A 26,911-nucleotide genomic window follows, 5' to 3' on the forward strand; every position below is an offset into this window, starting at 1 on the left:
TGTGCCTGTGCCATGGGAAACCGCAACCCCGACGTCGACGCGTGGTTTGAGAAGTACGACAACCCTCAGCGCGAACTAGTGGGCAAGATCAGGGAATTTATCCTGGCCGTGGATCTGGCGGTGACCGAAGCAATCAAATGGCAGGCACCCACCTTTATGTACAAGGGCAACATCGCCTCCTTCTTTCCCCGTTCGAAAAAGAACGTGTCTCTGATGTTCCATCTGGGTGCGACCATCCCGGATGAACTGGGCCTGCTGGAAGGTGAAGGGGACGTGTCCCGGGTAGCCCGGTCCGTCGCAGGATCTTGACCATGCCGGCCGGCGTGGATAGCGTCGCGTTCATGGGCACCGTTTTCGGCGGGATGGCAGCCAGTCTTGACGGGTATATACGCTCGGATAGCGGCGACTTGTCGTGGCTGAACGATGCAACGTCGAAGGATGAGGACTACGGCTTTGAGGCGACAACACTAAGGACAGGTGCTTATGTCATGGGCGCCACTACCTACCGTGAGGTTGCTGGAATGGGTGGCCTGGGTTCCGCTGTTCCAACCTATGTTGTCACCCACGATGACACTATGGTCACGAAGGGAAATACCCGGCTGTTCTCAGGGGATCTGGCCGAATTAGTGGCGCGGATAAAGTCCTCCATCCCGGAGGATAAAGACATTTGTCTCTTTGGCGGCGGTGAGCTGGTGTCTGAGTTCATTGAGGCGGGGTTGCTGGATGAACTGGGGATCTCAGTGGCGCCCGTCATCCTTGGTGGGGGCGTGCCTTTCTTCCGGGGGATCAGACGGTGGACGAGGCTTGAACTACTGGAATGCCGCCCATTCCCCTCCGGCATAGTCCTGCTCAACTACAGGCTGAAGCCGATTCCACAATGAGCAGGCAGATCTTGGTCTGACAGTGGTGCCACCTCGGGGAATCCTTTTCTCTTTTTTCGATTCCCGTGAAACCTTTCCGGAGTTGCCGGACAATACAGGGCATGGGGAGTTCTGAGTCCGGCGAAGAGGCCTTGTGGCTGCGAAGCCTGAACGGCGACGGCGAGGCCTTCGGAAGGGTGTTCGATCGGCACCGCGGCCGGGTCTTTCGCCATGCCTACCGCCTCTGCGGGGAACGGCACGATGCCGAGGACGTGATGTCCGCAGCCTTCCTGGAACTTTGGCGGCGCCGGGACAGCGTGCGTCTTGTTGAGGGATCAGTTCTTCCCTGGTTGCTGGTCACGACGACGAACCTGGCACGCAACAGTAGACGTTCGGTATTCCGTTACCGCAGGCTCCTCAATTCGCTCCCCAGGACCGAGGACATTTCCCACGTTACGGGCGAATCTGTCTTCCTGGACGCCATGGAGAGTGACGTGGCAAATGCCCTTCGGACGCTGAATGCCTTGGACATGCAACTGGTGAGCCTTGTGGTCTTTGAGGACTACACCCTCGCGGCTGCCGCCGCCGTGCTGAACCTGACACCAGGAGCGGCTAAGACGCGTATGCACCGGGCACGCCAGCAGATGAAGAAGGCCATCATGAGAGAAGGCAAGCCTGTGCCCGCTCCTGAGCTGGAAGGAGAGCTGTCATGAGGCAGCCAGAGTTGGATGATACGTTCAGCGACGCGCTGCGGGCGGAACTGGTCTCCCGCGTCCAGAAAACAGCCTCCCGGCCCGAGAGACGCGCCCGGCCCTGGGCTGCGGTAGGGGTGGCTGCCGGTGTCCTGTTGCTCGGCGGCATGGGGGCCGGGGCTGCAGGGCTGTTTGCACCACCCGGCCAAGAGCAGGCCAGCCCTCAAAGTGTCGTACTCGCTTCCTATAAACCAGAGGACACTTTGGCAGCTTTCAGCGCCCAAACCCCTGAAAAAGCCCCCGGCCAAATCATTGGCCATGTGCAGGACTCCGGTTGGCAACCAACCACTGAGGCGCTTGCCAGCGTGAGCGGCGTGGTTGTCAAGGGAACCGTGGCGGGTATCCGGGAAGGAAGGACGGACACGAACGCCCTTGGCTCTATTGTCGTGGTTGTAGACATCGAAAACGTGGTCCAAGGAGCGATGCCAGAGGGCAATGACGGCAGGGTCTACGTTGAACTGCCCGCCATAGGGCATCCCCATCCGTCCGACTACGCCAAAGCGCTGCCCGACGGTGCCGCCGTCGTCGCGTATCTATTGCCGGCCCCAAATTCTCATCCCCCCGCTGGCCTTCCTGACGGGCAGGACTTATTCGTTCCTGCAGGGCAGCAAGGCTTCGCCCTTCAGGTAGGGGACCACGACGTCGTGTGGCCCCTGACAGGTGCACGAGAGCCGGGGGAGATTGCCGAAACGCTCCCTGGAGGGACACTGGTTGGATAAGCCGGGCCGATAGGTTTGGTCTGTGAAGAACCCCCGAGAACTGGAAATCGATTCCCTGCCGTTCGCTCTGCTCGGTGAAGGGCCGCAATCACAGGTTGCCCCGCTCCTTCAGGGACGGATGCTCACACTGACAGCCGATGCGGGCGCAGACATGTTCCTTGACCCCGCCGGATCCGCAGGCACAGCTGATGCCGAAAGATTTGTCTCGCCGGTAAAGGGCGACTTCCAGCTCAGCGCATTCGTGAGCCCCGTGTTTGTGAGTGACTTCGACTCCGGAGTCCTGATTGGCTACCTGGATCCGTTGAACTGGTTCAAGATCTGCGCGGAGCTGGATCCGAGCGGAACAACCAGAGTGGTCTCAGTGGTGACCCGCGACGGTAAGTCCGATGACTGCGACAGCTGGCCCATCGACACGGCGGGGACCTACCTGCGGATCTCCCGTCTGGGCCCGGCGTTCGCGCTCCACGCTTCGGTCGACGGAGAACGGTGGAACATGGTCCGGTACTTCGCCATGGGAGAACCGGCACCCGAGTCCGTGAAAATCGGGTTTGTGGCGCAGTCCCCTTCAGGAGAAGGCACGACGGCGACATTCAGCCATATCGCCTTCGATGCCAAGACGATCACTCAGGTGAGGGACGGCTCGTAGCCAACTCCGGAAGCGGCGTTACCTGATTTCCTGGATCGATGAGTTCCGCTAGATGGCTGGACGCACCGTTCGAGTGGTTATCAAGAACTTGCCGCACCTGCATGTGGCAGCTGAATCCGTCGGTCAGGATGGGTGTTCCGTCCGATGTTCCCTTCAGAGCCGGGGCGAGTGATTGCTCGGCGACTGCCATGCTTACGTCGTAGTGCTGTGCTTCGAAGCCGAAGTTTCCTGCGACGCCGCAGCAGCCCGTGGCTTCCTTGACCGTGGTGATGCCCAGCGCGGCCAACGCATTGGCCTGGGTTCCGGAACCGAAGACGGCGTACTCATGGCAGTGGGTCTGGACGGTCACCGCTGCCGGGACCGACGCCGGTTGCCAGCCTGTTTTGGTCTGCTCTATGACCGCTGTGGCAAAGCTCTGAATACGGTTGGCGACACGGTGTGCCGCTTCTGTTGGAACCAGTTCCGGCAGGTCCTTGCGGAGGGCAGCCGCACAGCTGGGTTCGATGACAACTATGGGCCTGTCCGTGCCGTCGTCCAATGCCTCTGCCGTCCGCGTGAGCATCTTGCGGGCTGTGTCCAGCTGTCCTGTTGAAATCCAGGTGAGGCCGCAGCACAGGTCCGCACTGCACTCCACGGTCCGCTGGGCGTCTTCGAGTACGCGCTTGGCTGCACCGGCGACTGAAGGGCGGAAGCCGCGGGTGAAGCTGTCGATGAACAGGACTGTATCGGCTGGAGCTTTTTCGGTACCGCGGGCAGGCTCGTTCCCGATCTCCTTCAGCAACTGCGCCCGGGAGGCGAAGTCCGGCATCCTGCGATGGGTGGTGATGCCGGAGATCCGTGCAATGAGGGGCCGCAGCGGTGATGCGAGGGCAGCGTTCACCAACGGAGCGATCCGACTGGTTATTTTCAGCCAGGTGGGCAGCCAGCCCAAGGTGTAGTGGGCTATGGGCCGCAAACGGCCTTCATAGTAATGATCGAAGAACTCGGATTTGTACGTGGCCATGTCCACGCCGGCCGGGCAATCGGTGGAGCAGGCCTTGCAGGAGAGGCACAGGTCCAGGGATTCCCGCACGTCTTCTGATTTCCAGCCTTCCTTCGCGCTGGCCGATCCGCTGATCATGTCCTGGAGAACCCGCGCCCGTGCCCGGGTGGAGTCCTTTTCGTCCCGTGTCGCTCGATAGCTGGGGCACATCACCCCGCCGCCCGAAGTGGTCCTGCACCTTCCCACGCCGATGCAGGTCTGGACGGCATCCGTGAACCCCTCCCGGCCTGAGTTGGCCGGTTCCAGGGCAAAGGACGTCCGGAAACCGCGGGCAGGGGCGGCTGCAAGGGCAAGGTCGGACATTACTGGAGCAGGGTCAGTGATGATGCCCGGATTAAGGACCCCGTCCGGGTCCCAGACCGCCTTGTAGCGGCCGAAGGCTTGCAGCGCTGCCGCGCTGTACATGATGGGGAGAAGTGCGGAGCGGGCCCGGCCATCGCCGTGTTCGCCGGAGAGGGATCCGCCGTGGCGGGTTACCAGGTCAGCAGCCGCGCGGAGGAATTTATCCATAACGGCTCTCCCGGACTCGGTCCGGGGGTCAAAGGTGATCCGGACGTGTGTGCAGCCGGCGCCGAAATGCCCATACATCACGCCACGGAGCTGATGCTCGTCAAGAAGCCGGGTGAAGTCGCCAAGGTAGGCGGCCAGGTTTTCCGGTGCGACGGCTGCGTCCTCCCAGCCTGCCCAGGACTGGACTCCACCAGCGAGTCGCGAGGACAGCCCTGCTCCGTCTTCCCGGACACGCCAGAGGTTGGCCCTGTCCACAGGATCGGAGACCACAACGCCGTCAACCACGTTGCCACGCTGCTTCAGCGTCCTCAGCAGATCGTGCGCCTTGGCCCGTACCTCCGCGGGATCGCTGCCGTCCAGGTCCACGTACAGGTAAGCCGTACCATCGGGCAATGCACCGACCGAGTCGGGACCGCGCCGCTCACGCATGGTCTGCACAATGGCGTCATCGATGCCTTCAACGGCCGCGGGGTTGAACCGCAGGATCTCCATCACATCGGTGGCCGCCGCGACGACGTCGCGGTATCCAAGGCAGACAAGCAGTGCCGCGGCAGGAACATCCACCAGCTTCACGGTGGCGGAGACGATGACAGCGCAGGTACCCTCGCTTCCGGCGAGCGCCTTGGCGGCATCAAAGCCGTTCTCGGGGAGGAGGTTGGCCAGCTGGTAGCCGGAGACCTGCCGGGCGATGCGACCGAATTCTGTGCGGAGGAGTCCGAGGTTCGCGTCCCTCAGCTGCTTCAGGCCGGCATCGATGCGCGCAGCTTCCGCGACGGCGGACTCGTCAGCCTGGTCAATGGCACGCACCCCATCAGGCCCGGCAGTCACAAGATGGCCCGACGCCGTCACCAGGTCCACAGAAACGACGTGGTCTACGGTCCGGCCGTATCTGACGGAGTGGTTTCCACAGGCGTCGTTACCGATGGCTCCGGCCACCGTCACCCTGCCCATGCTTGATGGATCCGGGGCAAAAGTCAGGGCTCCGCCGGTAGCGGCCTGCACTTGTTTCTGCAGCGTGGTCAGGACCATGCCTGGCTCGACTGTGACGGTCCGGGAGTCGCGGTCCAGGTGCAGGAGCCTGGACATGTAACGGGAGAAGTCGATAACGACGCCGCTTCCGATGGCATTTCCCGCCATGCTGGTTCCACCGCCTCGGCTGGTGAGCGGGATGCCGTAGCGTCGGCAGGCGCGGATGACTGCAGCGACGTCCTGGCTGGAGCGGGGAAAGGCCACAGCCATGGGGCGCACCTTGTAGTTCGAGGCGTCATAGGAGTACTCCGACAACCTGCGGCTGCTGGCATCAACCTCGACGCCGTCCTTCTCCAGGTCTCGCACGAGGCTTTCAGTTCCGGCACGGTTCATCTGGTTCAGCTTTCGTTTTCGGGCGAGGCGGACCAGGCGGCAGGCTTACTCGCTTTGTGCTTCCTGTCGAACCAGTTTACGGATTAATAAACACCGGAGTCTGGCATTATTAGTAAGGCATTGTTTCTTCAGGTGAAAGAAGGGCAACAATGGACCTGGCAACAGTGGATGACCTCGAGTTCTTTGAACAGATTTCCCGTTCGAGGAGCCTGACTGAAGCGGCGAGAATCTGGGGAATGTCTCTGCCCTCGGTCAGCAGACGGCTGACGCAGTTGGAATCGCGGCTGGGAGTCCAGTTGGTCCGCAGGAGCACGCGCAAACTCACCCTCACGCCGGAAGGGGAACACTATGCGGCCGGGGTGCTGGCGATCCTTCAGCAAAAAACGGATCTTGACGAAGGAATGTCACCAAAACACGGCGAGCTCCGCGGCCGGATTGCTGTGCACTCCACGGTCGGCCTGGGCCGCATCCATATTGCCCCGCTGCTGGGTGCGTTTATTCGTGAGCACCCGGGTGTTTCAGTCGACCTGCAGATGTCGGCGCTTCCGCTCAACATAGCTGCGAGTCATTTTGACATCGGGATCCGTGTGGGCAGCCTGGAGGATTCCCGGCTTAAATTCACGCGCCTGGCGGAAAGCCGCAGGGTGGTCTGCGCTTCGCCGCAGTATCTCGAAACCTACGGGACCCCACAGACGACTGCTGACCTGGAACAGCACAATTGCATCGTCCTGCGGCAGGACAACAGTGATTACGCGGTGTGGCGCTTTGGGACCGACGGCCGGGAACACACTGTCCGGGTGAAGGGAAATATGGTCAGCGACGACGGCGAAGTGGTTGCCGGTTGGTGCCTCCAGGGACTCGGGTTGATGATGCGCTCCACCTGGCACGTGAACCCGATGCTTCGCCGAGGCCTGCTGCAACAGGTTCTTGCAGATGTGCCAACCCCGGCCGCGGACATTCACGCCGTCTACCCCGCCGCGGTGCATACTCCCCGGCGGGTTACCGCCCTCGTAGACCACTTGCGGAGTGGGCTCGTGGAACACCTGGAAGACGACGACGTCGGCTACCAGCCTTCGTGACCGGCGCACCTGCCGCCAGGCTCATTCAGTGGCTTCGATGAGTTCCTTGATCCGGCGGAGGCTGTTCTCAATCATGCTCGGGTCGGGCGAGGTGTCCATAGCAGGAATGTCCAGATGAAAAGTCAGTTTTGTGCCGCTTCCGTCGACGGGATCCAATGTCGCCCGGGAATGGATTTCCAACGGCCCGTTGGGCGTTTGGTCAACAATTACAGCGCCGAAGGCGCGTGCGGGCTCGAACTCAACTATGTTCATCGTGCCTTCAATGGGAGGGCCCATGCGGGTCTGGCGGCGTTGTATTTGAGTGCCCACGCCAATAGGTCCAGCTGAAACCTGCTGCAGTTCCATATGTGGATCCCAGCGTGGATGGTTGTCCACATGGTTCACCGCGAAGAAGTCAAACACGACATCTGGAGGCCTGTTGATGACAGTCGAGAGCACGAGTTTCATGACTGGTCCTGTTGACTCCGGCAAGGGTGGACAAGGGCAGTCTATGCCTAGCCTTCTCGAGGCACCACCGCTAGGCGACTGCCTCTGACTCCTTCAGCCCGGCAAGCAACTCTTCAACCGTCGGGGGATTTGCGCCGGCCCTGCGGACAGTGATGGCAGCCGCCTTGGATGCCGTGCGTCCCAGAGATTCCAGGACCTCGGATGAAAGCCCGTCCACACCGCGTGAGAGCAGCCCGTAGATCAGCGCCGCCATATAGGAGTCACCGGCACCGATAGTGTCCGCCACCACTGAGGGGACTGATGGAATGTGGAGCTGGGTTGCCGGGGTTGCCAGAAGCGAACCTTCCGAACCCTTGGTGATGACTGCCAGCCCGGCGCCCAGCTGCAGGATGCGTGCTGCCGCTTCCTCCAGCCGTTTGCGCGGGTAGAGCCATTGCGCGTCCTCGTCGCTTAGCTTGACGACGTCGGTCAGGGGAACCAGTTCCTCGAACAGGGCTGTTGCTTCGGCCTGACCGCCCAGCAAGGCCGGGCGGATGTTGGGGTCGTAGGTGATCACGCATTCCCGATGGGCCTGCTCCAGCAGGGACCGGACCGCGGCTGCGCCAGGGGCCAGGAAGGTGGCGATGGAACCGGTGTGGATCACCTTGGGGAGGTATGAGGGCGGAACGGGCTGCAGTTCCCAGCTGATGTCGAACTCGTAGCGGGCTGAGCCGTCTGCGGCGAGCGTCGCGGTTGCAGACGCCGTACGCCCCTGATGCTTGGAACCGGGCAGCAGTGCGACTCCTGCCCTGCCGAGGTGCCGTTCGATCGCAGAGCCACGTTCGTCGTCGCCGATTGACGTGAGCAGCGCGGTACTGATTCCGAGGCGTCCCAGCCCGTAGGCAACATTCGCCGGCGACCCGCCGGGGTGCTCCACCGTTCCGTCGGAAGAGGCGACAACATCAATCAGGGCTTCGCCGATAACTACGACGTCGGAGTATGCTGCGGTCCCTGCAGGGCTGGGGGAGCTGGGCATGAGGAGGCCTTTCGTGGAGCCGTCCGCGGACCTTTGGCAGGTCCGCGGACGGAGTGCAGGACGGGATGGGTGGAATCGGGCTGCCGCCGGGATCAGGCGGTGGCAGCGCCGGTCATGATGGCCACGGCGTCGGTCATGGTGTGTGACTCGGGTGTGATGGTTGCCGCGCATTTTCCGAGGCGCTGGATATGGATCCTGTCGGCCACGTCGAACACGTGCGGCATGTTGTGGCTGATCAGAATCACCGGCAGCCCCCTGTCCCGCAGGTCCCTGACGAGCTGGAGCACCTGGTTGGACTCACGGACGCCGAGTGCCGCCGTCGGCTCATCCAACACCACTACCTTGGAGCCAAAGGCCGCAGCCCTCGCCACTGCAACAGCCTGGCGCTGACCGCCGGAAAGGTTCTCCACGGGCACAGTGACATCCTGCAGTGTGGAGATTCCCAAGCGGGTGAGCTCCTCTTTGGCCTTGCGCCGCATGCCCTTGGTATCCAGCATCCGGAAGATCGTGCCGAGGGGGCCGGCCAACCGCTCCTCCCGGCCCAGGAACAGGTTGGATGCGACATCCAGCGCCGGCGATACGGCCAGGTTCTGGTACACGGTTTCAATCCCGTGAACGCGCGCATCCTGGGGCCGCTTGAAATGCACCTGCTCGCCGGAAACGAAGAGCTCACCCGAATCCGGGATCTCCGCTCCAGTGAGGCACTTGATGAGAGTTGATTTGCCCGCACCGTTGTCGCCGATGATGGCAAGGACTTCGCCGGGGTAGAGGTCCAGGCTTACACCGTCCAGGCCCACCACCCTGCCGAAGGTCTTGACCAGGTTCCTGGCCTGCATGATGGGTTGGCGCACTTTGGTGGCGGTGCTCTCGAGATCTGCGGCGGTCATGATTTCACCTTTCGGATCCACTGGTCCACGGACACCGCAACGATGATGAGGACGCCGACAGCCAGGGTTTGGTACAGCACGTCGAGCCCGGCCAAGGACAGGCCGTTGCGGAAAACGCCCACAATCAGCGCTCCGAGGAGCGATCCCCAGATGGAGCCGCGGCCACCGAACAGGCTCGTCCCGCCAATAACGACGGCGGTAATGGAGTCAAGGTTGAGGTCGACGCCGCCGTTGGGGCTCGCGGCATTGGTACGGCCGATCTGGATCCACGCGCCAACGGCGAGGACCGCGCCGGCAGCCAGATAGACACTCATCAGGACGCGATTGACGGGAATACCTGCCAGCCGTGCGGCTTCCTTGTCGTCGCCGACGGCGTACACGTGCCGCCCCCAGGCGGTCTTGCCCAGGATGAAGGCCATGGCCACGTACAGCAGCAGCATCATGACGACGCCGATGGAGATGCGCACAGGGCCAACAGGGAACGTGCTGCCCGTCCAAGTCAGCATGTCGGGCATGCTGGACCCACGGACAGTGGCGCCGTTGGAATAAAGAAGAGTGAGGGCGACGAAGATATTCAGTGTGCCCAGGGTGACGATGAAGGGCGGAAGCTTGAGCCGGGTGACCAGGAAACCGTTCAGTGCCCCGGCCCCGAGGCCCATCACCAGCCCAAGCAGAAGTGCCAGCGGGGCCGGAATTCCGCTGCCAACTGCCAGTTGGGCCACCACCATGGAGGAGAGGATCATGACGGCGCCCACTGACAGGTCGATCCCGGCAGTAAGGATGATCAGTGTCTGCGCGATAGCAAGCGTTCCCACCACCGCAACCTGCTGGGTGATCAGCGATAGGTTCTCGACGCGGAGGAACCGGTCGTTGAGGAGCCCGAATACCACCACTGCGATGAGGAGGACCACCGCCGGGCTAAGGGCAGGGTAGCGGTGGAGGACGTTCCTGATCCGGCTGAGCGTGGTCTGGCGGTCAAGGAATTCCTCAGCCAGGTCTGTGCGTCCTGTAGCAGGGGGGCCTGCGGTCTGTTGTTGCGTCATGCTTACTTGCCCCAGCAGATGTCGGTTGCCGCCGTGGTGGTGATGCTCTTGACGCCATCGGCAGGCTTGTCCGTAACCAGCTCAACGCCTGTGTTGTAGAAGTCCAGGCCTTCGGAGTTGGCCGGCTTCTTGCCTGTTTTCGCGAGTTCAACGATGGCCTTGACGCCCAGTTCTGCCATCTTTACCGGGTACTGCTGGGCAGTGGCTCCAATGACGCCGGTTTTGACGTTGTCCACGCCGGCGCAGCCACCGTCAACGGAAACGATCAGGACGTCCTTTTCCTTGCCGGCCGACTTCAGTGCTTCGAAGGCACCGGCTGCGGCAGGTTCGTTGATGGTGTACACGACGTTGATGTTCGGGTTCTTGGAGAGCAGGTTTTCCATACCCGTACGTCCGCCGTCCTCGGCGCCCTGGGTGGCCTGGCTTCCGACGATTTCGTACTCCCCGCCCTTGCCGCCGGTGTACTTGCCGGTCTTGGCTTCGTCGCCGTTCTTCTTCGCATCAGCGGTGTCTACTCCAAGGCCGGACAGGAATCCCTGGTCGCGGTTGTAGTCGACGGACACCACCTTGTCGTCAAAGAGGTCAAGCAGTGCGATGGTGGCCTTCTTGCCGCCCAGCTGAGCCGCCGTCCACTTGCCGATCAGCTCGCCTGCCGCGAAGTTGTCGGTCGCGAAGGTGATGTCAGCGGCGTCGGCGGGGTCCGGCGGCGTGTCCAGGGCGATGACGAACAGCCCGGCGTCCTTGGCCTTCTTCAGCGCGTCAACAACTGCGGGGCCGTTGGGGGTGATGAGGATGCCCTTGTCGCCCTTGGAGATGGCGTTTTCGATGGCCTGGATCTGGGTGTCCTCGTCACCGTCGGCCTTGCCGGCCGCAAGTTTCAGGTCGACGCCGTCTGCTTCGGCGGCCTTTTTGGCGCCGTCCTGCATGGAGACGAAGAAGGGGTTGCTGGTGGTCTTCACGATGAGCGAGACGCCAATTTTCTCTGAACCGTCGGTGGAAGTGGCTGTTGAGCTCCCTCCGCAGGCACTGAGGCTAAGGGTGGCGAGCGTCAGGACGGCGCCTGCGGCAAGCGTACGGATGGCGGCTGAACGCGGAGCTTTGGAACTCAACATTGAATCTCCTGGGTTTGAGGCGTGGTGTCATGACAACGTTGTCAGCCCTCATGTAATCAGGATCACAGGGTAGAGTCAAGGGAAAGTCGATGATGAAGGACGAGGTTGTGACAACGATGTCTAATCGTTACCAAGCTGAAGTGGGGAAGAGCCGGCCCACGATGCGACACGTTGCGGCGCTGGCCGGCGTCGGAATAAAGACTGTCTCGCGCGTCATGAATAACGAGCCGGGTGTCTCCGAGGCCACCCGGCTGCGCGTCGTCGGTGCGTCCCAGCAGCTGAACTACCAGTTGGACATGGCCGCAGGAAGCCTGCGCAGGTCCGGACGGCAGACCCTCTCCGTGGGGCTGCTGCTGCCGAGCGTCTCCAACCCCTTCAGCAGTGAGATCCACCGGGCCATGGAAGATGCCTTGTCAGTGCGGGGCATCGCTGTATTCGCCGCCAGCTTGGACGACGACCCCGAACGCGAAAAGGCCCTGGTGGCGGCCTTCCTGGGCAGGCGCGTGGACGGGTTGGTGCTGACGCCCATCGCCCGGAGCCAGGCCTACGTTATTCCGGAACACTCCAGGGACCTGCCCACCGTCTTCATTGACCGGGAACCAGTAGGCGTTGAGGCGGACGCCGTGGTTACAGATAACGCTGCGGGAGCCGCAAAGGCAGCAGCCCATCTGATCAGCCGGGGGCACCGGAAACTTGCTTACCTCGGAGACCGGACGGACATCCAGACGGCACGCGAACGTCGTCGGGGATTTCTGGAATCTCTGGCTGCGGCGGGCATCGCGACGTCCGCTGTTCCCATCCGCGAGGGCCTCCACGACGAGGAGTCTGCCCGGCAGGCAACACGTGAGCTGGTTGGTTCTGACGATCCCCCCACAGCCATTTTCTCGAGCCAGAACCTCGTCACTTTCGGGGCGATGCGCGGGTTGAAGGAGCTGAACGCCAACAAGAGGATCGCCTTGGTCGGGTTCGACGATTTCGCCCTGGCGGACATGATGGACCCCGGAATCACGGTGGTTGCACAGCACCCGGAAAGGATCGGGAAACTGGCTGCGGAAAGAATTCTGGCCCGTATCGACGGCGACCAGTCGGCTCCGCAAACCTACGTGGTGCCCTCCGAACTTATTGTCCGGGGGTCTGGCGAACTCGCGCCTCCGGGCTTACCGGCCCCGCATCTCTGACAAATCAACTTTGCCTCACCCAGAAACCTCCAAGGAGAACATGATGACCAAAACCCTCTATGCCGAGTTCACCGTAAAGTCCGGAAGCGAGGTGCGGGTGGCGGAAATGATGCGCGAACTCACCGAAAAAGTCCGGCAGGAGCCCGGCAACCAGCTCTTCCTGCCGTACACCCGGCAAACGAATCCACGTGAATACTTCGTCTTTGAGGTTTATGCGGACGATGCCGCGTTCCAGGAGCACATCACCGCAGACTACGGTGCAAAGTTCAACGGAGAGCTCGCTGCACACATCGAGGAGGACCGCTCCGTGCTGACCTGGCTGGACGCTGTGGACTGACCGCCTTTGAAGCTGTGTAAATAGCTTGATCTGTCCTCTAGGATCGTGTCCATGGCGACTCCGGGGGAAGAAAGAGATGACGCGGGATGCCGCGTCATCGTCGGCCTCTACGATCAATGGTTCGATGCTTCCTGGCCCCTCATCGAGATGACAGCGAAATCGGAGCGGCTGGACTTTTATGCGAGGTTTGGTCTTGGCCGGTTTTTGGGTCCATGGCGCTTGGAGCGCGCGCAGATCAGGGCGATGTACAAAACCCGGACTTTCTTCACCTCTTCTATAGCTGTCGAGGGCGCCCACCGCCTCGGCTGGAGGATCGGCGCCTTCCATCCGGAGTCAGTGCTCCTCACTCTCGAGGAAATTGGTTATCCGGTGGATTGGCTCCGCCGCTTCTGACGCGAGCAAAGCCCTTGTGAGGTGGACCGTGAGGGGAACGCTGCATCATTTCTTTGGCCCCTGGAAGGTGAACAGGGGTGACGTCACCCTTGTCTATAGAGAGCTGAAGGGCTTGGACACCTTCCACGCCCTGGTGATTGTAGGGAAGGAAGGCCTCTGGTGGACTTTCTACACCTATGCGCCGGACCGTGTACTTAGCTATCTCGAGGAGCTCAGCTACCCCATCGATCCCAGGGCTCGCAATGGACAGGGGCGGTTTTCCGTACGCTAGCGGACGAACGACTGAAAGCGGCGGGCCGGACATTGTTAGGGTGGATGGATGAAACGTTCCCTTGCCTTGCTGTCCACGATCCCGCTTCTAGTCCTCGCCGTTGGTTGCGGCCAGGTGCAGGAAGCGGCCCAGAACGCCGCCAGCTCCGCAGTGACGGAAGTGGCCAGCGCTGCCGCCGACCAAGTGAAGGGGCAGGTGTGCGCGGTCATCGAGGACGGACTTATCAGCGTTGAGGATAAGAAGCTGCTCGTCGGCCTGGTCGCTGGAGCAGAGACCGCCGGAGTGCCAGCGGACATCACAGACCCCATGAAGCAGATCGCCGAGGCCGGCGAGGAAGTTCCCGCAGCCTCCGTCAGTGAGCTAAAGAAGGCCTGCGCGGCCTAGCAAGGGCGCAATTGGAGGGCTGGGATCCACTATACGGACCCCAGCCCTCCATTTTTTTGTTTGCGGTTACCTGACTGATGTCAGTTTGGCGTCATCCAAGACAGCGGCAGGGTTGTTGTGATTCTGCCGCGGGGAACCCCGGCCATGCCTTTGCTGCTCAGCTAGAGCATGGCGGTCATCAAGATCTGCTGACCAAGGTGTGGGCTAAGCCTCCTCAGGCGGAATGAGTATGCAATATATTGCATACCAAAGCAGGGGGGATGTAATATATTGGATATCACGCAGACCGCTCCCTAGAGATGACTCCAATGAAGACTCGGACCGCCCCGCAAAACGCATCTCCCGCGCACTTCTTTTCACTGCCGCCGCTTGGGGATCGCGGATTGAAAGCCAGCTCGCACCACCGCAGCGTCGTGGGGATCCTTGGAGGGATGGGTCCTGAAGCGACGGCCGATTTCTACCTCAAACTGGTGCACGCAACTCCCGCCACACGCGATCAGGAGCATCTTCAGGTCCTGATCTGGTCCGACCCCACGATTCCTGACAGGACAGACGCGCTGCTGACGCGAGGTGAGGACCCAACACCGGCCCTCATTGCCGGAGCCAGGCTCCTGAAAGAGGCGGGGGCGGGGATGCTCGCCGTTCCCTGCAACACGGCGCATGCCTTCCTCGCGGCCGTGCAGATGGAGGTCGAAATCCCCATCATTCACATGATTGAAGAGACGGCAAAGTACGTCCGGCAGCTCTCACCAACCGTTCAAAAGGTGGGACTGCTGTCAACGACAGGAACCCAGAAGGCCGGCCTTTACCAATCCTGGCTCGACAGGGAGGGCATCTCGGTCATCACGCCCGCAGCTGACAGCCAGGAGAATCTGGTGATGAACCCCATTCGCGCCATTAAAGCGGGAAACACCAGCGCGGCCCGGCCACTATTCATCCAAGCTGCGCGGGGTCTTATCCACTCTGGGGCCCAGGCAATTATCGCCGGATGCACGGAAGTTCCCGTTGGCCTGTCGGCCGACGATATCCCGGTGCCGTTCATCGATCCCGCGGAAGTTCTCGCCGTCACGGTGGTCCGCCTTGTCCTTGCTGAGCGGTGACGCAGAGTACTGTGTCCAATATGCCGCTAGTCCACACCAGCACCGTTGACCGACCGAAGATGAGCGACGCAGCTTATGACCGGCTCCGGGATGCCATTGTCCGGGGTGAGCTCGCCCCCGGCGAGAAAATCAAAGACTCCGATCTGGCAGAAATGCTTGGACTCAGCAGGACCCCGGTGCGCGAAGCCCTCACCCGGCTCGTTGAAAGTGGGCTCATAGAGGCCAAGCCGGGTGTTTACACAAGAGTCTCGACGCTAAATCAAGACGACATTGCCGCAAACCTTGCCGTTCTCAAGGCACTCGATTCCCTGGCCATGGAATCGGCGGTTCCACGACTGACGGACCGTGACCTCCACGTGATGCGCCAGGCCAACAAGAACTTTGCCGCCGCTGTGAAAAAACAGGACGTCTCCAAGGCCCTGGCCGCGGACGACGCGTTCCATAGTGTGATCATCGATGCCGCCGGAAACCCTGTCATCAAACGCATCATCGAACAACTCCACCCGCAACTCCACAGAATCCTTTACCGGAAGTTCTCCGGCCTCCTGGGTGGGGAGGAAACCATCAATCACCACGACCAACTCATCCTCGTCTGTGAACAAGGCGACGCCGAAGCGGCGGCCACCATGTCAGGGGAACACTGGTCACACCTCGGCGATCTCATCAGGGGACTCTTCGCTTCCAACGAGCTTTCCGCGTAGCTCCGTCCGTATCTTCCCTTGAAGCCGGGGACGGAGCATGCCGGATTACAACGTCAGAGGGCCGTCATGACGTGGGTGACATGGTCATACCGGAACGTCACCGGTCCGGCGTCGTGGTTGAAGGCGATATTGGCGCCGGCGGGCGCTCCGCCAGCCCCATAATTCACGTCCCAGGACCGGTTGAGCGCTGCCTTGAACTCGTAACTTCCCGCGGGAAGATCGGGAACAACCAGTTTCCACACCAGATCAGCCGGGTCCAAAGTCAACTGGGCCTGGTCGCAGCCGGGCATCCAATCCTCGGGGCACCCCAGTTCAGAATCGAGGCTTCCGGCCACAGCCACAGCGCCGGGCTGCTGCGAGGCGTAGACGGCGCTAATGATGTGTGTGCTGTGGTCATAGCGGAACGTGACGGCACCACCTGGATGCTCCAGCACGATGTTGGCACCGTTGAGGCTGCCGCCCGCACCGTAGTTCTCATCCCAGCTGCCGTTCAGCGCGGCCTTGTAATGGTAAGTTCCCGCGGGCAGGGACGGAATGGTGAGGCGCCAGACCTTGTCGGCAGGGTCAAGAGTCATGAACGCCGCCCCACAATCGGCCTGCCAGTCCCCGGCACAGCCCATTGCCGAGTTGAGGTCGCCGGCCACGGTGACCGAATCGGGTTGCGGGATCTCGCCCACCACTACGGTCCGGACGTCGCTGGTCACTGTTCCGGCGCCGGCTGCGTCCATGGTGGCCCGGTACCTCAGCTCGGTTCCGTCTGCCAGCCCCAAGGCCGCGACGTCATCGAACACCGTGTAGACGGGGGAGGAGCTGTCGCTGCCGATGGCCGTCCAGTCCCCACCGTCGATGCTCCGCTCAAATTCCACCACATGGTCGGCCTTTTCTGGGCTGGCGACGGCGCTGACTTCAACTCTCCCCTCGACGCTGCTTCCGGCCGCGGGCCTTTGCATGCTCAGGGCCGGAGCAGGAACAGTGCCGCTCTTCACTTCGCTTGTAGACGAGTGGCCTCCGTTGTCCAGCACCACGGCGCGGTACTCCACGGCGGTTCCGGTCTCCAGCGCCGCGACGTCATGGAACACCTGATACGGGGCGGTGTCATCGGTGCCGATCCGCTCCCATCCGGCGTCGGACTTCCGTGCTTCGAAGGTGACTTCATAGAACGAGGAACCGTCGACGTCGGCCGCTATCTGAAGGCGTCCATTGTCGCCTTGCGCGGGTTTTGGCTCCTGGAGGACGACGCCGGGAGCCGCCTTTGAGTGCGGAATGCGGCCTGAGGACTGGTACACCACGGCGGACAGCGGCGGAACAGTGACGGTGAGCCGTCCGTCCGGGCTGGTCTTGGACTCTGCGGCGGCGTCTCCATAAATCTTCGTGAAGGTGCGCTTGCCAAGGTATGTAGGAACGTTGGCCGTCTGGGGCTGCTCGCTGTTGTTCAGTGCCACCACGTATTCGCGCTGATCCTCGGCACCGATCCGGGAGAAGGCGTAGATGCCCGGGCCTTTGGAGGCATAGCGGTGCTGGTGTGCGCCATCGCGGAGTGCGGGATGTTCAGTGGTCAGGGCAGCGAGTTCGCTGATTTTGCCGTACAGGGGGTGGGCGGTGTTGAAGTTGTCGGTGCTGTGGGTGGCGTCGGTGCCTAGGAGGTCGTCGTCAAGGTACTCGGGGACCTTGCTGGCGAACAGTGTCTGCCGGGCATCCTGGTCTCCACCGGGGCCCGTGAAGCCCTGTTCGTCGCCATAGTAGATCACCGGGTTGCCGCGCGAGAAGTACATTAGCTCGTGCGCGAGGCTGTCGCGGGCCACTTTTTCGGCGTCGTCCGAACCCGGGTTGTCAGCACTGATGAAGCTGCCGATCCTGCCCATGTCGTGGTTTCCGAGGAACGTGGGCAGCTGATAGACGTTGGAGTCGGCGTCCGTGTACCAGTCGTCGCCGGCGAAGAAGCTTTCCAATTGTGCGGCGTCCTGGCTGCGTGAAGCGAAGTTGCGGGCCGCTTCCTGGAAGGGGAAATCGAGGACTGCCTGCATTTTGTTCCGGGTAGTGAACTGGGAGGTGAAGCTCTTGGTGGTATCGAATACCTCGCCGAACATGAAGAACTCGTCTTTGCCTTGTTCCTTGGCGTAGGCGAGCACATCCGGACCGAAGTCCTGCCAGAACTCGTCATTGACGTGCTTCATGGTGTCGATCCGGAAGCCGTCCACGCCGAAGTCACGGATCCACGTCTTGTAGATCTCCTTCATACCGTTCACCACCGTGGGGTGTTCTGTAAACAGATCGTCCAGGCCGAAGAAGTCGCCGTAGTAGGCGTCCTCCCCGGCGAAGGTGGTGTCACCCCTGTTGTGGTACAGCGTGGGATCGTTGAGCCACGCCGGGACCTTCAGGTCTTGCTCCCCGGCCTGGAGCTCGGGGGTGTAGGGAAATGAAGTGGCCGGATCCAGTTCCGGAAACTCCCCGGTTCCGGCGTAATCCCGGTCATCGAACTCCGCCCCGGCGGCGTTGACGTACGGCTCCACGTCCTTGGAGACGTACGCTGTGCGGTCGCCTTCCTCGTAGCCGATGACGTCTGCAGTGTGGTTGGTGATGATGTCGAAGTAGAGCTTCATGCCGCGGGCATGGGCGTCGTCGATCAGAGCTTTCAATTCGGCGTTGGTGCCCAGATGCGGATCAATCTGGGTGAAGTCCGTTATCCAGTAGCCGTGATATCCGGCCGATTTGTCCTCTGGCTGCACGGCCTTGTTCTTGAAGCTGGGGGTTAGCCAGATTGAGGTTGTGCCAAGCCCTTCGATGTAGTCAATCTGTTCCCGTAGGCCCTGGAGGTCCCCGCCGTTGTAGAAGCCCTTCTTGGTCGGTTCGAACCCGGACACCATCGGGTTCGCACCAAGGCCGCCGTCGTCGTTCTGGGTATTCCCGTTGCTGAAGCGGTCCGCCATCACGAAGTAGAACCGTTCGTCTGTTACCGGCGCCCTGAGGGAGTGGATCCCCGACGGCGACTGCGGATCTTCGGATTTCGGCCCGGCATGCGCTGTGCTCATGCCGGCAGCAGCAGTAGCGGCAGCCACGAGGAAGGTCATCCCCGTACGGAAGGCTATGCCCGTCCTTTGCTCGGATACTCGGTTTGGTCTGGGCTGCAAGAAGGGCAGGGAGCGGGAAAACACAATAGGGATCCTTCCGGTTAGCGGCGCTGCTGCAGCGAAGGGCAGAGTGAGACGACGTCGTTATGGAGACCGGCTACTGAGAGCCAACTCACACTGTAAGCGCTTGCACCGACAATTTCCAGCAATTCCCTAGCCGGTTGTGGGAGCCCCTATATTCTGGCGATCAAGTCTCACGTGGCGGATCATCAGACGCAGATGAACGCCGCCAGTCAGCCGTGCGGCCAGCCGGGGATATCCGGCTGGCCGCAGTGCCAGCTGGTCTCACGCAGAAGACACTCGCGTACCAGTGGCTTATAGGAAGTTTTAGATGTTCTTGCCGGGATCTACAGCCGGACCCTCGTCGCTGGAGGTGCCCAAGTTGGCAGTTTCCGGATGGGTGCTGTGAGCGGGGATACTGGTGTCGGTGACTGTGCCGCCGTCGGACTTGTGCCCGTTCGAACCGCCGGACTTCCCGTCATCCCGGTGCATGGCCGAACTGATGACCGTCCCTGCGCGCCTGGCTGCTTCCGTCAATTGGTCAGTAACCTCCGGCGCCTTTTCCTTAACTGCCTCGGTGGCCGCCGAAACTTTGTCCTGGACGGGCTTGCTGTCCCAGATACTTGCGGCCCGCGCCTTGATTTTTTCGTAGGCGGCGCGCCCTGAGCGTGAACCGAGAACGTATCCTGCGGCCATCCCTGTTCCGAAGAGAAGCTTTTTCTTCATGATGTACTCCTGCTCTGTGAGAAGGTTTTTGTACCTGGCCCCAGCGGCTGCTATCAGCCATGCTGAGCCTTAGCGAGAAAACCGGCCCCAGGATGGTTCCTGGAGCCGGTTTCAGGCCGCACCGTGATTAGCGGTGCGAGCGCTTGGTGATCATGCCGTAGACCAGCAGTACGATGAGCGCACCACCGATGGCCAGCAGCCACGTCTGCAAGGAGAAGAACTCCTGGAGGCCGGTGCCGAAGATCATTCCGCCGATCCAGCCGCCGAGGATGGCCCCAACAACACCCAGCAGCAGCGTGATGAAGATGCCACCACCCTGACGCCCGGGGAGGACTGCCTTAGCGATGGCGCCGGCAATAAGGCCCAGAATCAGAAATGCGAAAAAACCCATTTTATCGTTCCTTCTTCTTCTTAAGGAGGCACCCGGGTTGCCGGGTGCGCTTCATCCTTCTCCCCAATAGTAATCATGCTTAGTATTTTTTTGCCAGTCAGCGCTGCCTTAGTGGCCCTGGATATCTGAGTCCACCCCCGCGTCAGGCCCGGCGTCCAGTGTTGCAATAGCCTCGAAATCCCGGTCATCGAGTTCGAAGTCGAATACCTCGAAATTTTCGCGGATACGCTGCGGATTCGCCGATTTTGGGATCGCCACTAGCCCCTGCTGAACGTGCCAACGGAGCACCACCTGCCCAGGAGTTTTGCCATGTTTTTCCGAAATGCGTGCCAGCACAGGCGCGTGAAGGAGTTCGCTGCTGGCGCCAAGGGGGCTGTAAGCGACCGCCTGGATCCCCTGCCGCGCGTTGTAGGACCGTTCGAAGGTCCTGGGGATCGCAGGATTGATTTGAAGTTGGTTGACGGCAGGTACAACCGTTGTTTCGCTGAGGAGAATATCAAGATGCGTAGGCTTGAAATTTGAGACTCCAATGGAGCGGGCTTTCCCCGTCGCCTGAAGCATTTCGAACGTCTTCCAAGTGGAGACGAACTCACCGCGTCGAGGGAGCGGCCAGTGGATGAGGAGAAGGTCCACAGAGTCCATGCCCAGCCGTTCCAGTGAACCCTCCAATCCTTCGACGGCCCGCTCTTGTCCTTGGAATTCGCCGTCGAGTTTTGTGGTCACGTAGATCTCGGAGCGGTCGATTCCGCTTCTGCGAATACCTTCGCCGACTCCCGCCTCGTTGCCGTACTTCACCGCAGTATCAATGTGCCGGTAACCGGCCTCCACGGCGGACACGACGGCGTCGGCCACCTCCTCGTCATTCAGCGGCCAGGTGCCGAACCCCAACTGGGGGATTTTGGATCCATCATTGAGCTCAATCAGGGGTGAAAGTGACATTTGAGCAGTCTCTCCTATGGCATCGCTTTTGCACACCCCCGGTTCCTTCCGGGAACCGGGGGTGAATAAACAAACCTGCGCTTCGCTGCCTACCTGCCCAGCATCTTCAGAATTGATGAAGCGTGATGTGTCAGTGTCCCGCGGGCGCTCTCCGACACGTGATCAGTCTGTTTCCGCTGGTCCAGGAAGGCTACAAATCTTTCGACTGCCGGTCCCGCCTGCTCTTCATCGCCCCGGGCAACAGCCGCTACGGCAGTTTGAAGAACTGCTGAGAGCTGCTTGGCGACGGGCCCGCTCACTTCACCGGATCCAACGAGGGCTTGGAGCCTGGACTGCAGGCCGGTGACGCTTCCCGGAGTCCACAGCGAGGGCAACGGAACCTTCGTGAAGTCCATGTCGGACGCGAAGTAGAACCCGGTGTAGGAAGGCTGGTTGTAGGTGGTGTTCTGCCGTGCTACCTCCGCGCGGTACTGAGCATCGTGCATCAGCGTGTACAACTTGTGCTGGGTGACCTCGGTGCTGAGATACATCCGGATAGCTGAACTGTCTGCCGTGCGGACCAGCAGTTCCTCGCGCCAGTCACCCAGAACGTCCGCAACGAGGGACGGGGTACCTTTGGATCCGTTGTTGGTGCGTGTGCCGACGGCGGTGAGCAAAGTCCCGCGCTTCCAGTCCACAATCGAGGGGGTCTGGCCGCCCGAGCCGTTGATGATTTGCGTTGTCATGTCCGCGGCCCACTTGATGCTCATGTTGGTGCCCGGAGTGGCAGTCGGCGACAGCTTATCGCCGTCGGCCGACTGCATCCCGATAGCCCAGTTTTCGATGCCTCGGACGGCGGGATCAACATCGCCGATCATGCCACGCCCCGTGTCCTTCCCCGAGTAGGCGCCGAAAAGCACCTCTCCTGTAGCGGCATCACGCATGGCATAGCCGTAGGGCGCCCAAGAAGCGCCTTCATGGACGGTGAAGATTTCCTTGCCGGGCCTGTCCGGATCAATGTCGGTGACGTGCATCGCGTCACCGTGGCCGAGGCGTGCCTGTTCCCCGGGCGCTGCGCTTCCCGCCGGGAGCTGGTCGAAGGAGCTGTAGAGCAGCGAGCCGTCGTCGTCGATGGTTGCGGAGCCGTAGACGATCTCGTGCTTGCCATCTCCATCCACGTCGGAGGCGCTCAGCGAATGGAACCCCTGCGTGGTCAGTTTGCCGTATTCCGGATCGGTGCCGTCGCGGCCGTGAGGGGAATCGTTGAAGGGATTCGTCATGGGAGTCCAGCCGCTGTCAATGTTCCAGACTTCACTGATGTTCCGGCCGTCCCAGGTGTAGCTGGCGAGGGTGGTGCGGGTGTAGTAGCCGCGGGCAAAAACAGCTGCTGGCTTCTTACCATCCAGATAGGCGACACCGGCGAGGAATCGGTCCACCCTGTTGCCGGGTTCAATCCGGCCCATGGCGTAATCGCCCCACATCAGGCCGTCGTCGTGGCGGTCCGGTTTGTACGCCACTGTTTGCAATTCTTTGCCTGTGGCACCGTCAAAGACCGTCAGATATTCGGGACCGGACACAATAAAGCCTTCAAAGGCCCGCAAGTTGTTCTTGGAGCTGCGGGACGGGGCGTAGACGTCCATGAAGTAGTCGGTCAGGGCCTCAGCGTCGGATTCGGAGAGCGGGTACTGGTATTTGGGTGTCGTCCCGAAGGCTTCCTCAAGCGTCGAGGGCCAGTTGCCAGCCTTCACTTCGGGGTGTTCCGTCCAGTTCTGGAACGTTTCAACCATATGGCGGTAGTAGTCGTCGGCACTCATGCGATAGTCGTCGGCATGCGAGTAGCCGGCCTCTTGGTCTGCCTTGGGAAGCGAGATGAATTGTTCTTCCTTGACCGCTCCATCCTTGAAGGACAGAGTCTTGGTGCCAGGGGCGGTCTTGAACATCATCTCGGAACGGCCGTCGCCGTCGAAGTCGTTCACCAGCAGCTGCGTGTAGTGAGCGCCGGAGCGGATGTTGACGCCGAGATCGATCCGGTGAAGGAGCGTACCGTCGGCCGTGTACGTGTCCACGTAGGTGGGCCCTGTGTAGCCCACCTGTGAAACGTCCTTGGAATTGGAGGGGTCCCATTTGACGACGTACTCATACTGCCCGTCGCCGTCGACGTCGCCCACGCTCATGTCATTCGCGGAGTAGGTGTAAATCTCACCTTTGGGCGTTATTCCATCCGCGGGCTTCTTCAGCGGCAGGTCCTTAAAGTTGCCGGCCCAGGACGTGACGTCAGCGCTGCGGTCTACTTCATGGTTTCCACTGATGGCTGCAACAGAGTATTTAGAGGTGGCTGTTCCTGCAGGATCAAGGAAGTTGGTGCTGTCGGTGACGGTGGTAATTTTTCGGCCGTCCCGGTATACGGCGAAGTCCGTTCCCGTCAGGCCTGTTGCGGACGCACCGCTTGCTTCGTGGCCGAGGAGCCGCCAACTGAGGAAGACTCCCTCGGAAGTGCCGGCAGCCACCAGGCCGCGGTCGAGGTAGTCCAGTTGCACTCCGGAGGTGGCATGTGCGGAAGGCTCGACGGCGTTCGCGGGCACTCCCGTGCAGCCCAAGGCTAAGGCGCTGGTGGCAGCAAGGACCGATAGGTATCGCTTGGACTTTTTGCTCGGATTCATCAGTGAATCCTTTCAATTCGGAATCGGGAAAACGCTTCCCCAGTACCGTAATAGCGCCCGTGCTGCGGGTCAAGGGTTGCGTGGCCTCCTGGTCTGCTGTCCCGAACCCCCGGCTGCCGTGCCTTGCCTGCTGCTCCTGACGCTCCAGCCCAGTTACTTCATTTCAGGAGCCAATTTCGACGGCGGTTTGGCCGCAACACGCCTTATGCACGCCGGTAAGTGGGCGGGAACGTCCTCGAATGAGGCGGGTCAAGCCGAGCGCGGCCCCATGCAGTCGTCGTCGGGGTCGATGGCGTGGAGGATGCGGCGGCCGATGCTGGCCAGTTGATGCTTCTGGGCCTTGGTCAGGGGGTCAATGACCAGGGCGCGCACGGCCTCCACATGGCCGGGTGCGGTCTGAACTACCTTCTCCCAGCCTTCCTCCGTAAGGATCGCGAGGGTGCAGCGGCCATCGGTCGGATCGGGCGAACGGCGGATCCAGCCACGCTTTTCCAGGCGTGCAACAACCTGGGAGAGCCGGGGAAGCGAGCCTTCACAGATCGCCGCAAGATCACTCATGCGGATGGTGCGCTCCGGAGACTCGGACAATCCGGCCATTACCTGATACTCAAAATGGCTGATATCTGCGTCACGCTGAAGCTGGGAATCCAGGGCGGACGGCAGTCTCATCATGACTGCAACGAGGGCCATCCATGCTTGCCGCTCGTCACCGTCGAGCCAGCGTGGTTCCGGTGCGATTTCCATAGAAACAAGACTATCACTTCACGCATTAACCATTTTGATGTTACTAGTTGCTTGCACGTTTAAGTTAATACGTCTAACGTTCACTTAAACATTGAAGTAATTAGAGATAGGAACCATCATGGATATCACCCTTTGGATCATCGCGTCCGTACTTGCCCTCGCCTTCCTAGCAGCTGGCGCCATGAAGCTCATCCAGCCGAAGGAAAAGCTTGCGGCCGCGGGGATGGGATGGACCGAGGACTTCAGCCCCGGGACCATCAAAGCGATCGCTGGACTGGAAATTCTTGCTGCCCTTGGCCTGATCCTGCCGGCCGCTCTGGGGATCGCGCCCATACTGGCACCCCTGGCCGCGCTGGGCCTGGTCTTGATCATGGCCGGGGCCATCATCACCCATGCGAGGCGCAGGGAATCGCAGATGGTGATCGTCAACGTCGTCCTGCTGGTACTGGCAGGCGCAGTTGCGTGGGGTCGGTTCGGCCCTTACGCTTTCGCCGCGTAGGAGCGCTCACTGAAGTCGAGGCCGGAGGCTGAGCTTAAGTCGTCGCTCGGTGATTAGCTCCCTGACTTACCAGGCGTAATCTTCCGGAGCTGTGCGATGCCCCGGGAAGATGTCGTCGAGCCGTTTGAGGGCATCAGCGTCCAGCTTCACCTCCAAAGCGCGGAGAGCGGCGTCGAACTGCTGCTGGGTACGCGGACCCACGATCGGGGACGTGACCGCCGGCTGGTGCAGGAGCCACGCGAGGGCAACGTCACCTGGTTCATGGCCAAGGTCGTCCGCAAGGTCCTCGTACTGCTGGATCTTGTCCCGGTGTTTAGCCAAAGCCTGGGCGGCGCGGCCCTGGGTGCGACGAACGCCGTCGTTCTCCTTCTTGAGAACGCCACCGAGCAGACCGCCCTGAAGCGGAGACCAGGGAATCAGTCCCAGCCCGTATTGCTGGGCAGCGGGAAGGACTTCCAGTTCCACCGCGCGGGTGAGCAGGTTGTAGATGGATTGTTCGCTGACAAGTCCCGCGTAGTTGCGGCGGGCAGCGGATTCCTGCGCCTGGGCAATGTGCCAGCCGGCGAAATTGCTGCTGCCGGCGTACAGGATCTTGCCCTGTTGTACAGCGACCTCCATTGCCTGCCAGATCTCGTCCCAAGGCGTGTCCCGGTCAACGTGGTGGAACTGGTAAATGTCGATGTAGTCGGTCTGGAGCCGTTTGAGGCTCGCATCAAGGGCACGCCGGATATTCAGGGCAGACAGCCTGGATTCATTGGGGCGGTCGGTCATGGTGCCGTAGAGCTTGGTGGCCAGCACGGTCCTTTCACGCCGCTCGCCGCCCTGTTCGAACCAGCGGCCGATGATCTCCTCCGTCCAGCCCCGGTGCTCAGCCCCACCATAGACGTTGGCCGTGTCGAAAAAATTGATGCCGGAGTCAAGCGCGGAGTCCATGATGGCATGGGAAGCGGCTTCTTCAGTCTGCGGTCCGAAGTTCATGGTGCCCAGGCACAGGCGCGAGACTTTCAGGCCTGAACGGCCAAGGTGGGTGTACTGCATAGTCAGTTCCTTACATTTGCGTGAAGGCTGCGACGGCGGGATCGGACCCCATGCGTGCCCCCGCCTCCAAGGCGGTAATGGATTCCAATTCCGCCTGGGTCAGCGGGATGGACGTGGCACCAAGGTTCTCCCGCATCCTCGCCGAGTTGGCAGACTTTGGGATGACAATGGTGCCCTGGGCGAGATGCCACGCAAGGATGATCTGTGCGGGAGTGGCCCCATGGCTGGCGGCCAGTTCTCTCACCACCTGGGCTTCAAGGTCCGCTCCCTGGCCTAAGGGGCTGTAGGCCTCGGTGGCCATTCCCAGAGAGTTGCACTTGGCTGCCAGTTCCCGCTGCTGGTACGTGGGGTGGAGTTCGATCTGGTTGAGGGCGGGAACAACGTCGGCGTGGGCAAGGAGGGTGTCGATGTGCTGCGACAGGAAGTTGGAGATGCCAATCGCCCGCGCCTGGTTGTTGGCATAGAGCTTTTCCATCGCCTGCCAGGCGCTGACGAAGAGTCCCTGGGAAGGAACCGGCCAATGGATGAGGTAGAGGTCCACGTAATCAAGGCCAAGCGCTCTAAGGCTGTTGTGGAACGCTGCCGGGGCTTCCCCCTGCTCCCCGTTGCGAAGCTTCGTGGTGACAAACAGTTCTTCGCGCGGGACGCCCGAGGCTGCTATGGCGGCACCGACGCCGGCCTCGTTTCGGTAAGCGGCCGCCGTATCGATGTGGCGGTAGCCCGCTTCCAGTGCATCCTCCACTACCCGTTGAGTCACTTCCGGCGGGACCTTGAACACGCCAAATCCAAGTTGCGGGACCCTGACTCCGTTATTGAGAGCGATGTCCGGGATGAGGATTTCCCCTGTCTCGTGGGTCTGTGGGCTGTTTGCAGATTCTGACACTGTTGGGCTCTTTCCGATCGACGGCGGTCTGAGAAAGCGTTTTCGCTCAGGCTCTGTATCGAGCCTAAACATTTTCCGCCGTCCTG

Annotated in this window: 28 protein-coding genes; 14 read left to right on the forward strand and 14 right to left on the reverse strand. The window is 61.4% G+C overall.

Features of this window, described 5'->3' with window-relative positions:
• Positions 1-12 precede the first annotated feature (12 nt).
• The 5 genes from M1D88_RS01965 (at position 13) to M1D88_RS01985 (ending at position 2,977) form a co-directional block, all read left to right on the forward strand.
• A complete protein-coding gene (locus M1D88_RS01965; RefSeq protein ID WP_458112949.1) occupies positions 13-309 on the forward strand; it encodes a DUF1801 domain-containing protein in 297 nt (98 codons plus the stop codon).
• Between the two features lie 2 nt (positions 310-311).
• Positions 312-881 carry a dihydrofolate reductase family protein gene (locus tag M1D88_RS01970; protein WP_458112950.1) on the forward strand — a complete coding sequence of 190 codons (570 nt, stop codon included), beginning with the start codon at positions 312-314 and terminating at the stop codon, positions 879-881.
• Between the two features lie 101 nt (positions 882-982).
• Positions 983-1,573, forward strand: a complete 591-nt coding sequence (locus tag M1D88_RS01975; protein ID WP_458112951.1) for an RNA polymerase sigma factor — start codon at positions 983-985, stop codon at positions 1,571-1,573.
• Positions 1,570-2,331, forward strand: a complete 762-nt coding sequence (locus M1D88_RS01980) for a hypothetical protein (protein WP_458112952.1) — start codon at positions 1,570-1,572, stop codon at positions 2,329-2,331. Before M1D88_RS01975 ends, M1D88_RS01980 begins: the two co-directional genes overlap by 4 nt.
• A 22-nt stretch (positions 2,332-2,353) precedes the next feature.
• Complete coding sequence (locus tag M1D88_RS01985) at positions 2,354-2,977, forward strand: DUF1349 domain-containing protein (protein WP_458112953.1); 624 nt, start codon at positions 2,354-2,356, stop codon at positions 2,975-2,977.
• Here the strand turns inward: M1D88_RS01985 and M1D88_RS01990 are convergent.
• Positions 2,952-5,891 (reverse strand): FAD-binding and (Fe-S)-binding domain-containing protein, encoded by a 2,940-nt coding sequence (locus M1D88_RS01990; RefSeq protein ID WP_458112954.1) that lies wholly within the window; start codon positions 5,889-5,891, stop codon positions 2,952-2,954. The two genes, M1D88_RS01985 and M1D88_RS01990, sit on opposite strands and share 26 nt — an antisense overlap.
• A gap of 149 nt (positions 5,892-6,040) precedes the next feature.
• Here M1D88_RS01990 and M1D88_RS01995 point away from each other — a divergent pair, with 149 nt between their 5' ends.
• Positions 6,041-6,970 carry a LysR family transcriptional regulator gene (locus M1D88_RS01995; protein WP_458112955.1) on the forward strand — a complete coding sequence of 310 codons (930 nt, stop codon included), beginning with the start codon at positions 6,041-6,043 and terminating at the stop codon, positions 6,968-6,970.
• 21 nt (positions 6,971-6,991) lie between these two features.
• Here the strand turns inward: M1D88_RS01995 and M1D88_RS02000 are convergent, their stop codons facing one another.
• The 5 genes from M1D88_RS02000 to M1D88_RS02020 form a co-directional block, all read right to left on the reverse strand.
• Positions 6,992-7,417, reverse strand: a complete 426-nt coding sequence (locus M1D88_RS02000; RefSeq protein ID WP_458112956.1) for an SRPBCC family protein — start codon at positions 7,415-7,417, stop codon at positions 6,992-6,994.
• Positions 7,418-7,487: 70 nt separating this feature from the next.
• Entirely contained in the window at positions 7,488-8,432 is a 945-nt protein-coding gene (locus M1D88_RS02005) for a carbohydrate kinase family protein (protein ID WP_458112957.1), read from the reverse strand.
• Positions 8,433-8,524: 92 nt separating this feature from the next.
• Positions 8,525-9,319 (reverse strand): ATP-binding cassette domain-containing protein, encoded by a 795-nt coding sequence (locus M1D88_RS02010; protein ID WP_458112958.1) that lies wholly within the window; start codon positions 9,317-9,319, stop codon positions 8,525-8,527.
• Entirely contained in the window at positions 9,316-10,362 is a 1,047-nt protein-coding gene (locus tag M1D88_RS02015) for an ABC transporter permease (protein ID WP_458112959.1), read from the reverse strand. The genes M1D88_RS02010 and M1D88_RS02015 overlap by 4 nt, the downstream gene beginning before the upstream one ends.
• A gap of 2 nt (positions 10,363-10,364) precedes the next feature.
• Positions 10,365-11,474 (reverse strand): substrate-binding domain-containing protein, encoded by a 1,110-nt coding sequence (locus tag M1D88_RS02020; RefSeq protein ID WP_458112960.1) that lies wholly within the window; start codon positions 11,472-11,474, stop codon positions 10,365-10,367.
• A 161-nt stretch (positions 11,475-11,635) separates the two neighbouring features.
• Between M1D88_RS02020 and M1D88_RS02025 the strand changes: the two genes are divergently transcribed.
• The 7 genes from M1D88_RS02025 (at position 11,636) to M1D88_RS02055 (ending at position 15,838) form a co-directional block, all read left to right on the forward strand.
• Positions 11,636-12,652 carry a LacI family DNA-binding transcriptional regulator gene (locus M1D88_RS02025; protein ID WP_458114604.1) on the forward strand — a complete coding sequence of 339 codons (1,017 nt, stop codon included), beginning with the start codon at positions 11,636-11,638 and terminating at the stop codon, positions 12,650-12,652.
• 40 nt (positions 12,653-12,692) lie between these two features.
• Positions 12,693-12,989: a putative quinol monooxygenase gene (locus M1D88_RS02030; protein WP_458112961.1), complete on the forward strand. Its 297-nt coding sequence runs from the start codon at positions 12,693-12,695 to the stop codon at positions 12,987-12,989.
• A 51-nt stretch (positions 12,990-13,040) separates the two neighbouring features.
• Positions 13,041-13,382: a hypothetical protein gene (locus M1D88_RS02035; protein WP_458112962.1), complete on the forward strand. Its 342-nt coding sequence runs from the start codon at positions 13,041-13,043 to the stop codon at positions 13,380-13,382.
• Positions 13,383-13,410: 28 nt separating this feature from the next.
• Positions 13,411-13,653: a hypothetical protein gene (locus tag M1D88_RS02040; protein WP_458112963.1), complete on the forward strand. Its 243-nt coding sequence runs from the start codon at positions 13,411-13,413 to the stop codon at positions 13,651-13,653.
• Positions 13,654-13,701: 48 nt separating this feature from the next.
• A complete protein-coding gene (locus M1D88_RS02045) occupies positions 13,702-14,037 on the forward strand; it encodes a hypothetical protein (RefSeq protein ID WP_458112964.1) in 336 nt (111 codons plus the stop codon).
• Positions 14,038-14,345: 308 nt separating this feature from the next.
• Positions 14,346-15,137: a cysteate racemase gene (gene cuyB / locus M1D88_RS02050; RefSeq protein WP_458112965.1), complete on the forward strand. Its 792-nt coding sequence runs from the start codon at positions 14,346-14,348 to the stop codon at positions 15,135-15,137.
• Positions 15,138-15,196: 59 nt separating this feature from the next.
• Positions 15,197-15,838, forward strand: coding sequence for a GntR family transcriptional regulator (locus M1D88_RS02055; RefSeq protein ID WP_458112966.1), 642 nt, complete (start codon positions 15,197-15,199; stop codon positions 15,836-15,838).
• A 53-nt stretch (positions 15,839-15,891) separates the two neighbouring features.
• Here the strand turns inward: M1D88_RS02055 and M1D88_RS02060 are convergent, their stop codons facing one another.
• The 6 genes from M1D88_RS02060 to M1D88_RS02085 form a co-directional block, all read right to left on the reverse strand.
• Positions 15,892-18,906: an alpha-amylase family glycosyl hydrolase gene (locus M1D88_RS02060; RefSeq protein WP_458112967.1), complete on the reverse strand. Its 3,015-nt coding sequence runs from the start codon at positions 18,904-18,906 to the stop codon at positions 15,892-15,894.
• 387 nt (positions 18,907-19,293) lie between these two features.
• Positions 19,294-19,692 carry a YtxH domain-containing protein gene (locus M1D88_RS02065; RefSeq protein WP_458112968.1) on the reverse strand — a complete coding sequence of 133 codons (399 nt, stop codon included), beginning with the start codon at positions 19,690-19,692 and terminating at the stop codon, positions 19,294-19,296.
• A 127-nt stretch (positions 19,693-19,819) separates the two neighbouring features.
• Positions 19,820-20,083 (reverse strand): GlsB/YeaQ/YmgE family stress response membrane protein, encoded by a 264-nt coding sequence (locus tag M1D88_RS02070; RefSeq protein ID WP_309105793.1) that lies wholly within the window; start codon positions 20,081-20,083, stop codon positions 19,820-19,822.
• Positions 20,084-20,191: 108 nt separating this feature from the next.
• Positions 20,192-21,022 carry an aldo/keto reductase gene (locus M1D88_RS02075; RefSeq protein ID WP_458112969.1) on the reverse strand — a complete coding sequence of 277 codons (831 nt, stop codon included), beginning with the start codon at positions 21,020-21,022 and terminating at the stop codon, positions 20,192-20,194.
• An 89-nt stretch (positions 21,023-21,111) separates the two neighbouring features.
• Positions 21,112-23,661: a rhamnogalacturonan lyase gene (locus M1D88_RS02080; protein WP_458112970.1), complete on the reverse strand. Its 2,550-nt coding sequence runs from the start codon at positions 23,659-23,661 to the stop codon at positions 21,112-21,114.
• Positions 23,662-23,910: 249 nt separating this feature from the next.
• Entirely contained in the window at positions 23,911-24,405 is a 495-nt protein-coding gene (locus M1D88_RS02085; RefSeq protein WP_458112971.1) for a MarR family winged helix-turn-helix transcriptional regulator, read from the reverse strand.
• Between the two features lie 118 nt (positions 24,406-24,523).
• Between M1D88_RS02085 and M1D88_RS02090 the strand changes: the two genes are divergently transcribed.
• A complete protein-coding gene (locus M1D88_RS02090; RefSeq protein WP_458112972.1) occupies positions 24,524-24,904 on the forward strand; it encodes a DoxX family protein in 381 nt (126 codons plus the stop codon).
• Between the two features lie 66 nt (positions 24,905-24,970).
• Here the strand turns inward: M1D88_RS02090 and M1D88_RS02095 are convergent, their stop codons facing one another.
• On the reverse strand, positions 24,971-25,942 hold the full coding sequence (locus tag M1D88_RS02095) for an aldo/keto reductase (RefSeq protein ID WP_458112973.1): 972 nt from the start codon (positions 25,940-25,942) through the stop codon (positions 24,971-24,973).
• Between the two features lie 10 nt (positions 25,943-25,952).
• Entirely contained in the window at positions 25,953-26,774 is an 822-nt protein-coding gene (locus tag M1D88_RS02100) for an aldo/keto reductase (RefSeq protein ID WP_458114605.1), read from the reverse strand.
• Positions 26,775-26,911 lie beyond the last annotated feature (137 nt).

Source organism: Arthrobacter sp. R1-13 (assembly GCF_054161475.1).